Annotated in this window: 11 protein-coding genes; 6 read left to right on the top strand and 5 right to left on the bottom strand. The window is 40.2% G+C overall.

The annotated features are described in order from the left end of the window. The 4 genes from KMHG_RS18000 to araA form a co-directional block, all read left to right on the top strand. Positions 1 to 409, top strand: a 409-nt coding sequence (locus KMHG_RS18000) for an RNA-guided endonuclease InsQ/TnpB family protein (protein ID WP_010290004.1), incomplete at its 5' end; no start/stop codon positions are given. Between the two features lie 150 nt (positions 410 to 559). Beyond that, positions 560 to 2,233, top strand: coding sequence for a ribulokinase (locus KMHG_RS12585; protein WP_010290002.1), 1,674 nt, complete (start codon positions 560 to 562; stop codon positions 2,231 to 2,233). Beyond that, complete coding sequence (locus KMHG_RS12580; RefSeq protein WP_010290001.1) at positions 2,227 to 2,943, top strand: L-ribulose-5-phosphate 4-epimerase; 717 nt, start codon at positions 2,227 to 2,229, stop codon at positions 2,941 to 2,943. Before KMHG_RS12585 ends, KMHG_RS12580 begins: the two co-directional genes overlap by 7 nt. Then, positions 2,943 to 4,397 carry an L-arabinose isomerase gene (gene araA / locus KMHG_RS12575; protein WP_010289999.1) on the top strand — a complete coding sequence of 485 codons (1,455 nt, stop codon included), beginning with the start codon at positions 2,943 to 2,945 and terminating at the stop codon, positions 4,395 to 4,397. The genes KMHG_RS12580 and araA overlap by 1 nt, the downstream gene beginning before the upstream one ends. Before the next feature lie 52 nt (positions 4,398 to 4,449). On the opposite strand, the gene KMHG_RS12570 is transcribed toward araA, so the two are convergent. From KMHG_RS12570 to KMHG_RS12550, 5 genes are all read right to left on the bottom strand, one after another. After that, positions 4,450 to 4,863 carry a hypothetical protein gene (locus tag KMHG_RS12570; RefSeq protein ID WP_010289998.1) on the bottom strand — a complete coding sequence of 138 codons (414 nt, stop codon included), beginning with the start codon at positions 4,861 to 4,863 and terminating at the stop codon, positions 4,450 to 4,452. Between the two features lie 72 nt (positions 4,864 to 4,935). After that, a complete protein-coding gene (gene hepT / locus KMHG_RS12565) occupies positions 4,936 to 5,340 on the bottom strand; it encodes a type VII toxin-antitoxin system HepT family RNase toxin (RefSeq protein WP_010289997.1) in 405 nt (134 codons plus the stop codon). After that, on the bottom strand, positions 5,333 to 5,743 hold the full coding sequence (gene mntA, locus KMHG_RS12560; RefSeq protein WP_010289996.1) for a type VII toxin-antitoxin system MntA family adenylyltransferase antitoxin: 411 nt from the start codon (positions 5,741 to 5,743) through the stop codon (positions 5,333 to 5,335). Before mntA ends, hepT begins: the two co-directional genes overlap by 8 nt. A 70-nt stretch (positions 5,744 to 5,813) precedes the next feature. Then, the gene (locus tag KMHG_RS12555; protein WP_010289992.1) at positions 5,814 to 6,974 is read right to left on the bottom strand and encodes an MDR family MFS transporter; all 1,161 of its coding nucleotides are present in this window, start codon (positions 6,972 to 6,974) and stop codon (positions 5,814 to 5,816) included. A gap of 116 nt (positions 6,975 to 7,090) precedes the next feature. Next, complete coding sequence (locus KMHG_RS12550; RefSeq protein ID WP_010289991.1) at positions 7,091 to 7,633, bottom strand: GNAT family N-acetyltransferase; 543 nt, start codon at positions 7,631 to 7,633, stop codon at positions 7,091 to 7,093. A gap of 306 nt (positions 7,634 to 7,939) precedes the next feature. Between KMHG_RS12550 and KMHG_RS12545 the strand changes: the two genes are divergently transcribed. Both KMHG_RS12545 and KMHG_RS12540 read left to right on the top strand, forming a co-directional pair. Continuing rightward, on the top strand, positions 7,940 to 8,560 hold the full coding sequence (locus tag KMHG_RS12545; RefSeq protein ID WP_010289990.1) for a TerD family protein: 621 nt from the start codon (positions 7,940 to 7,942) through the stop codon (positions 8,558 to 8,560). Positions 8,561 to 8,582: 22 nt separating this feature from the next. Then, positions 8,583 to 9,161, top strand: coding sequence for a TerD family protein (locus KMHG_RS12540; RefSeq protein ID WP_010289989.1), 579 nt, complete (start codon positions 8,583 to 8,585; stop codon positions 9,159 to 9,161). The last annotated feature ends 2 nt before the right edge of the window (positions 9,162 to 9,163 follow it).

Raw genomic sequence — 9,163 nt, 5'->3', positions numbered from 1 at the left:
CGTACAAACGTTACATCAGCGTCTAGCAAATATTCGAGAAAACTACCAGAAGCACATTGTGAATGACTTGGTGAAAACCAAACCAGCATTCATTGCATTAGAAGATTTAAATGTGCGCGGTATGATGAAAAACAGACATTTATCAAAAGCGATTGCACAACAAGGTTTCTTCAATTTTAGAACGAAGTTGCAAATGAAGTGCGAAGCATATGGCATTGAATTACGCCTTGTGAATCGTTTTTATCCGAGTTCTAAATTATGTAGTGTATGCGGTCATAAGAAAGTAGATTTGACATTGAAAGATAGAATTTACGAATGTGTAAATTGTCATCAAGTATTAGACCGAGATTTAAACGCCGCCATGAATTTAAAACAGGCTACACAATATGAATTGTTAGTGTCAGTTTAAATGAGTATAGTACGGTGGGCTACATCGGAATTGAAGCCTGTGGAGAATGACACGAAACGTTAGTAGGGAGTACGTGCCGAGGACGCATTCTGAGAAGCAGGAAAAAGCTAGATATATACTTTTGTATATGTTTTTAGTAGCAGAATGATTATGACGAAATATACGATTGGGGTCGACTTTGGCTCATTATCAGCGCGCGCAGTATTAGTAGATATTACAAATGGGGACGTTGTGAGCTCAGCTGTTCGAGATTATCCACACGCAGTTATGACGGCAACGTTACCAGATGGTACGACAACATTAGGAAGAGACTGGGCGTTACAACATCCGCAAGATTATGTTGATTGCCTCATTCAAACAGTACGAGAAGCTGTACAAACATCTGACGTTGCGAAGGAAGATATTATCGGTTTAAGTGTTGATTTTACAGCTTGTACCGTTTTACCAATTCAAGCAGATGGCACACCACTTTGCTTCTTACCGGAGTTTGAACGTGAACCACATGCGTGGGTGAAACTATGGAAACATCATGCTGCACAATATGAAGCGGATAAAATTAATGCGCTTGCAGCAGAGCGCGGGGAATCATTCCTTGCACGTTACGGCAACAAAATTTCATCGGAATGGTTATTCCCGAAATTGCTACAAATTTTAGATGAAGCACCACACATTTATCATGAAATGGATCGTTTCATTGAAGCGACAGATTGGATTACGTGGCAAATGACAGGCGTTGAAAAACGTAATTCTTGCACAGCAGGTTATAAAGCGATGTGGAACGACCGTGAAGGTTTCCCAGACAAAGCGTATTTTAAAGCGTTGCATCCACAATTTGAAAACGTCGTGGAAGAAAAATTAGGTACGGAATATGTAGCAGTCGGTACGAAAGCAGGTACGCTTTTACCGGAGATGGCGGAAAAAATGGGCTTATTACCAAGCGTTGTCATTGCAGTCGGTAATGTAGATGCACACGTTTCTGTTGCTTCAACAGGTGTTGTCGATGCGGGCACGATGTTAAACATTATGGGGACATCAACGTGCGATATTACGTTAGCAACGAAAGAAGTCAATGTGCCAGGAATGTGTGGCGTCGTACGTGATGGTGCAGTACCAGGATTTTATGCGTACGAATCTGGTCAAAATGCAGTCGGTGATATTTTCGGATGGTTCGTTGATAATTGCGTACCTGAAACGTACTACAAAGAAGCGGCCTCACTTGGTATGAACATTCACCAATTGCTTGAACAAAAAGCATCAGCGTTAAAACCAGGTGAGTCAGGCTTATTGGCATTAGATTGGTGGAATGGGAACCGTTCAATTTTAGTCGACACCGATTTAACGGGCATGATTTTAGGTATGACGTTACAAACGAAACCAGAAGAAATGTACCGTGCGTTAATTGAAGCAACAGCTTTCGGCAAACGTTTAGTCATTGATCAATTAGAAGCACATGGCATCGCAGTTGAACGTTTGACAGTATGTGGCGGTTTACCACATAAAAACCAATTATTAAATCAAATTTATGTAGATATTACGAATAAAGAAATGACAATTGCTGAGCAACTACATGCACCAGCAGTTGGCGCAGCAGTATTTGCAGCAGTTGCAGCGGGCGCGTACCCTTCATTACAAGAAGCGGCGAAGCAAATGGCGCACGTGCGTGATGAAAAAGTGACACCGATTGCGGCAAACCAAGCTGTATATGAAAAGTTGTATGCAGAATATAAATTGCTACATGACTACTTCGGTCGTGGTGAAAATGATGTGATGAAGCGTTTGAAATCATTAAAAACAGCGTACGCTGAGGAGGCATTACAATGTTAGAAGCATTAAAACAACAAGTATATGAAGCGAATATGCAGCTTCCAAAATACAATCTTGTCACATTTACGTGGGGCAATGTAAGTGGTATCGACCGTGCGTCAGGTTTAGTCGTTATTAAACCGAGTGGTGTGGAATACGAAAAACTAACACCTGCACAAATGGTCGTCGTCGATTTAGATGGCAATATCATCGAAGGGGATTTAAATCCTTCAAGTGATACGGCAACACATTTAGAGCTATACAAACATTTTGAAAATATCGGTGGCGTCGTACATACGCATTCACCATGGGCAGTATCATTTGCGCAAGCAGGTGTACCAATTGTGAACGCTGGAACGACACAAGCGGACTATTTTGATGGCGATATTCCGGTAACACGCGCCATGACGACAGCAGAAATTGAAGGTGCGTATGAAAAAGAAACAGGCACCGTTATTATTGAAACGTTCGAGAAAAGTGACATTGATCCAGATCGCGTACCAGGCGTACTCGTAAACGACCACGGTCCATTTAACTGGGGGACGAGCCCAAGTAACGCGGTGCACAATGCAGTCGTACTGGAAGAAGTCGCGAAAATGACGTATCACACAATGCAATTAAATCCACACAATGTGCACATTGCAGATGAATTACTCGCAAAACATTTCAACCGTAAACACGGGGCAAATGCTTATTACGGTCAAAAACAACCTCAAGGGAGCGCAAAATAATGAAACAAGTAGCAAATCAATTTTGGTTCGTCGTAGGGAGCCAACATTTATACGGGGCAGAAGCTTTAAAAGAAGTAGAAAAAAATGCAAAAGAAATCGCAGCAGGACTAAATGCAAGTGACGCCATTCAAACAGAAATCGTGTTTAAAGGATTAGGAACAAGTGCAGAAGAAATTGTCAACATCGTAAAAGAAGCAAACTATGATGACAACTGTGCTGGTTTAATTACGTGGATGCACACATTCTCTCCAGCGAAAATGTGGATTGCGGGCACAAAATTATTACAAAAACCGCTCCTTCACTTCGCAACACAATATAAAGCAGAATTACCATGGAATGAAATTGACATGGACTACATGAACTTACACCAATCTGCACACGGCGACCGTGAGTACGGATTCATCAATGCCCGTCTGAAAAAACACAACAAAGTGATTTTCGGTCATTGGCAACAAGCGGACGTGCAAGCAGAAATCAACGACTGGACAGACGTAGCACGTGCGTACAACGCATCTCAAACAATTAAAGTCGCACGTTTCGGCGATAACATGCGTTCAGTAGCTGTAACAGATGGCGATAAAATTGAAGCACAAATCCAATTCGGTTGGACAGTGGATTATTACGGTATCGGCGATTTAGTTGCTGAAATGGATGCCGTATCTGACGCAGAAATCGATGCGACTTACGCTGAATACGAAAAATTGTATGACCTACACGTAGGCGACAATGACGAAGCAACATACGTAGCACATGTGCGTGAACAAGCACGTATCGAAATCGCACTACGCCGTTTCTTAGCACGCGGTAACTACGATGCATTCACAACGAACTTCGAAGATCTTTACGGCATGAAACAATTACCAGGTCTTGCCGTACAACGTTTAAATGCAGAAGGTTACGGCTTCGCTGGGGAAGGTGACTGGAAAACAGCTGCACTTGACCGTATGATGAAAGTGATGGCACATAATGAATCAACAGGCTTCATGGAAGATTACACATACGATTTAACACCAGAAAACAACGTCATCGTCGGTTCTCACATGTTAGAAGTAGATCCAACATTAGCGGAAACAAAACCGAAAGTAATGGTACTGCCACTTGGTATCGGCGGTAAAGAAGCACCGGCTCGTTTAGTATTTGACGGTAAAGCAGGTGAAGGTATCACCGTATCAATGGTCGACCTTGGCACACATTATCGTTTATTAGTAAACGATGTAGAATGCGTCACACCGACAGAAGCAGCACCAAAATTACCAGTGGCGCGCGTAATGTGGCACCCACAACCGAACCAAAAAGACGGCGTGAAAGCATGGATTTACGCTGGCGGCGGTCACCATACAGTGCTTTCTTTAGCATTAAATAAAGAACAAATCGTTGACTGGGCACGTATGATGAATTTAGAAACAGTCATTATTGATAAACATACATCGATTGCAAGTATGCAACAATTATAATTAAATGAGAAAAACCCGTGCTTAAACGATATGTTTAGGCACGGGTTTTTTGTTAAAATTGAAAAGTTACGACGGTTTTTTCAAGGAGTACAAGTTCATTTAAATTAAGTGTATCCATATGAACGGTCATGCTTCCTTCGCTCTTGTCATCTTCTTCACCAACCCAGCAACTGTATAGTTGAAAATAATCACCAGGCTTCATATAGTCTTCTAAAATTTCGAAAAGCTTTTTTAATTTAATCTTTGATTCGAGGTCAAGCGGACGATGTGTTTCTGTTCCAATACCCCAATGAGAAGAAATTTCATATGCATAAGTAGTTGAAAAATGCTGTGTCCTTGCAGTTTCTACATCTTCGGGTTCTGCAAAACATAGCCCAATCCACAATATTTCATCAAAATCCTCATCGTAAATATGTGGATTAATTGGAATGGCTACATTTGTTCCAATATAGCTCGCTAAACTCATTCATCACAGCTCCTTTTTATAAAAAAACTTGTACCTCCAACGATAAAAGGGAAAATGTTGTGCGTTTTTAAATTAAGTAAGTGAGAGAATAACTTTTGTAAAGTCATTAAAATCTTTCACAGGTTTCTCTAAAATCGATTGTAAGATGCCAAGTTCTAGCGCCTGATAATCGTGTACCGCAATATTACGAAAACCGACCATATTCATTAACGTTTTAGCTAAGTCGCCAGAAATAATGTGTGCTTCTTCTAATAACTTAAATGCTTCTCGACTCGCTTTCGGTATGCCGATTTTTCGCTCACTGACGATATGCATTGCTAAATCAATACTTGCTTCACATGCACGTTGTATATTTAAAATAATACTATCTTGTTTTGTAAAATCAGTGAGGTTTTTTGGATTGTTATCATATACTTCTTCAATACGATGAACACAACGCTCAATCGTTGCTGTCTTATTTAGAATAATGTCATTCATAGCCAAACACACTTCCTCTTTCTTTAATCGCCGTGATAATGCCTGCACGTTGCTCATTTAGCGTCGCGTACATACTATACGCACGCATTTTTTGACGAATATATTCATTTTCATTTTGGATATCAATTGGTTTACCGTATGCGAATATTTCCATCGTTAGCACGGTATCAATTTCTCGAATATTGACTAAATCTACTTCACAATTTGTGAGTGCTGCGATTTCTCCGGCTAATAAAAATCGATCGTATGGTGACATTGTATCGTGACTAAAATAAGCAAGGTCGATATCGCTGTCTGCGCGAGCAGTACCTTTTGCATGTGAGCCAAATAGTATGATGAAATCAGCTTTTGCTTTCGTACGTAAAAGCGTAATAATTTGCTGTTCAATCATTGTATCTATCATATAAATCGCCACCTTTTCTTATAGTATAAACAAAAACCCCTTGTATCTCCAACGATACAAAGGGATCCGTTTAAAAGCGATTGCGTGTTGCATAGATGAAACAATACGTCATTAAAAGTCCGATACCGACCATGACTGAATAAAGTTGGCCGAGCCAATGGACGAGGAGCCAGCTGCCGACAATCGGCCCGAAGAAACCACCTAAGCTTTGAAATTGCATGACGCCTAAGTATGTCGCTTTTTGATGACTCGGGGCAATCATTTCAATAATAACGCCGACGATCGGTGCGATAAAAATTTCACCTAATGAAATAATAAACATAGCGATAATGTATAACGTCCAACTATCAGCAATGTAAAATGCCATCATACTTAAAACCGTTAATACACTACCGATGACTAACGTCGTTTTGACCGATAGTTTTTCCGTCAATAAACTACATGGCAACTGCAGCAATAACACCGTCCCTGCATTTGTCGCAATCAATACAGAAAACAGCTTCACGCCGTCATCAAACGTCATATTTAAAATTTGTGATAACGTAGAATCTGTTTGTGCGTAAACGAAGTTCATACAAACGCTGCCGACAATCATCCATAATAGGACGTGATCTTTTGCGAGTACTTTTATAAGTTGCGTAAAGCTTTCTGTTTTACGATGTGCATGTGTTTCTGGCGCTTTTTTCAAAACGATGTAGAAGAACAGAAAGCAAATAATGTAGAGTGTGCCTGTAATAATAAATGGCAAATGCATATTGTTCGTATTCGCAATCATGACCCCAACGAGTGGGCCGACAACCGCAGACAAATTAATCATCGTATAACGAATCGAAAATAATCTGCGTCGTTTTTCCTGCGGGGTATGGTCAATCATGAATGCTTGTGAGGCTGGCTCAAAAAACGCACGACTGATCCCATTTAATGCATTTAACGCAATAAATGTCCATGGGCTATGCGCAAAACCGAAGCCGTAAAATGCGAGGCACCAGCCGACCATTGATAATAATAATATTTTTTTACGGCCGAAGCGGTCTGTTAAATAACCACCGAAAAAGCCGCCAAACGTCGACATCAGTGGAGAAATGCCGACTGCTACGCCGATGAGCACTGGCGCGGCGTGTAATTCATTTTGCATATAAATCGCTAAAAACGGCAATGTCATAAAGCTTGCGGTGCGTGTAAACACCATACCGATTAATAATTGCCAAACGATCGGTTTAAAATATGTCATAAAAGCCTGCTTTCAAAAAATTTTCAATACTCATTATATCGAAAACATTTTGAGAACGGTGTAATTAGCCGAAAAGCAGAAAAATCGTGCACCGCTTAGAGACGGCACACGATTTTTTAAAATTCTTCTTTTAAAATCGAGTAATAGTTACTGTCAGCATACTGTCCGTTAAACGCATGATCTTTACGGAATGTTCCTTCATGTGTCATGCCGATACGTTGTAACGTTTGGCCTGATGCGGTATTGCGAGCATCACAGCCACCATACACACGCGTTAAGTTTAATTTGTTGAACGCGACATCTAATACGAGTTTCGCAGCCTCTGTCATATAACCATTGCCCCAGTAGGCACGGTTTTGTGTGAAGCCAATTTCGGCGCTATTGTTGTGATGTTGTAAATGCATTTCAAGTGTCCCAATCATTTTACCTGTTTCTTTCAATTCAATCGCATACTTGCCGATTGGTTTTTGCATGAAAAAGTTGATCAATAAATTTTCTGTTTCTTCTAGCGTTTTGTGGGGCGGATAAATATAACGTGTCGTTTCCTCATCACTGTTAATTTCATATAAATCTTGTGCGTCTGTTAAAGCAAACGGACGCAATAAAAGACGTTCGCTTTCTAGTGTTGCATGTTGCAATAAAACGATTTGTTGATTCATGTTGTTCTCCTATCTATCATTAATATACTGATTATACTATAAATTCTGACAATAAAATGTTATTTACCATTCTTTCGTATACATTGCTGTCGTTGTAGCTGTGCAAATCGATAGGTGAATTGAGTTATTAAACATAAGTTTATAGCCGCTTTTGGACAAAAAGCAATAATATATTAAATGGCCAAATAATATTAGGCTCAAACATATTTTTATTTTACGTAAATTACCAAAAAATACTGTTATAGGTGGTAATTAAGTTGTTATTTATTGTAAAATAGAAGTATCTTTTAAATAGGGAGGGATTGCATGGTTAATTTAGGTAAAATTGAATTAACGAAAAAAGGTCAATCGATCAACCTAGAAAAGAAAGCACAGTTAGGGCCGATTACTGTCAATTTGAATTGGAACCAGCAAACAAAACCTTCCGGTGGCTTTTTGAAGTCACTATTTGGGAACAATTCATCTGGCATTGATTTAGATTTAGGCTGTTTGTTTGAATTGACGACAGGGGAAAAGGGCGCGATTCAAGCATTGGGCAATTCATTCGGTTCATTACAACACCCACCTTATATTGAATTAGATGGGGACGACCGAACGGGGACAGTTTCTGGCGGTGAAAATTTACGGATTAACGGTGAAAAAGTCGCAAATATTAAACGTATTTTAGTGTATGCCTTTATTTATGAAGGTGTCTCCAACTGGTCGGAAGCAGACGGTGTCGTGACGATTAGTTACCCAGGTGGACAGGACATCGTTGTTCGTCTCGATGAACATCGAAATGGCTCGGGTATGTGTGCGATTGCGCTCATTGAAAATGTTCAAAACGAAACGTTCAATGTAAAACGTCTCGTCGACTATTTCAGTGGTCATTCGAAAATGGATGCAGCTTACAATTGGGGGCTGCGTTGGCAAGCGGGTAGCAAATAATCATTCAATTGGAGGAAATTACATGGCAATTCAATTAAGTAAAGGTCAACGTATTGATTTAACGAAAGATAACCCAGCATTATCGAATATTATTATCGGTTTAGGTTGGGACGTAAAGAGTTACGACGGTGGGCAAGATTACGATTTAGATGCATCTGCATTTTTATTGAATAGCGAAGGGAAATGCCGCCAAGATTTAGATTTCATTTTCTACAATAACTTGCAAAGTACAGATGGTTCAGTCGTACATACCGGTGACAACCGTACCGGTGAAGGCGACGGGGACGATGAACAAATTAAAGTAGATTTATCAAAAGTGCCAGCGGATGTCGATAAAATCGCCATTACGGTAACGATTCACGATGCAGAAGCACGCAATCAAAACTTCGGTCAAATTTCGAACGCATTTGCACGTCTTGTCGATGAAAATACAGGACAAGAAGTATTGCATTTCGATTTAGGCGAAGACTTCTCGATTGAAACGGCTGTTGTATTTTGTGAATTGTATCGTCACGGTGGAGATTGGAAATTTAATGCGGTCGGCGCAGGTTTCCAAGGTGGACTAGCGGCACTTGTCAATGCATACGGTTTATCCGTATAGTC

It is taken from the genome of Kurthia massiliensis (genome assembly GCF_000285555.1).
Lineage (GTDB): Bacteria > Bacillota > Bacilli > Bacillales_A > Planococcaceae > Kurthia > Kurthia massiliensis.
Note: the sequence above shows the minus strand (reverse complement) of the source record. Positions and strands in the feature narration are given on the sequence as shown.